1 protein-coding gene is annotated in these 508 nt (G+C 43.7%); it reads right to left on the bottom strand.

Features of this window, described 5'->3' with window-relative positions:
• Positions 1-272: 272 nt before the first annotated feature.
• Positions 273-508, bottom strand: a 236-nt coding sequence (locus tag ARGLB_RS23845; protein WP_217491542.1) for a hypothetical protein, incomplete at its 5' end; no start/stop codon positions are given.

Genomic DNA, 508 nt, shown 5'->3' with positions numbered 1-508 from the left:
CAGGAAGTTACCGACGCCGATAACAAATTGGACGGCGCCTTGTTAGAGTCCAGTAGGGACCCTAGCGAAGGGGCTGGTTCAAGCCGATCTGATGGAGGTAGACTTAACTCTGTAGAGCAAATCGTTCAACATCCGCCTTTAGTTCTCTTTGGCTCGTTACCTAGTACTGTGACGAATCAACTAACAATGGAGTTGCAACGTCAAGGAATCACAGTATCTGAATGGTTACCATCTCAAAGATATACTGAGTTGCCGGCTCTTGGAGAAGGTGTCTATGTTTGTGGAGTTAATCCTTTTTTAAGTCGAACAGCAACAACATTATTACGGCGACGACGTTGTAAACTCATAGGAGCTCCGTTTCCTATTGGACCGGATGGAACAAGAGCTTGGGTCGAAAAATATGTTCTGTTTTTGGTATAATTCCTCAAGGTTTGGAAAAAAGAGAAAATCAAATATGGGCTGGACTGGAAGATTATTTGCAGCTGGTGCGAGGTAAATCTGTCTTTTT

Origin of the sequence: Arthrobacter globiformis NBRC 12137, from assembly GCF_000238915.1 — a bacterium.
Taxonomy (GTDB): domain Bacteria; phylum Actinomycetota; class Actinomycetes; order Actinomycetales; family Micrococcaceae; genus Arthrobacter; species Arthrobacter globiformis.
Note: the sequence above shows the minus strand (reverse complement) of the source record. Positions and strands in the feature narration are given on the sequence as shown.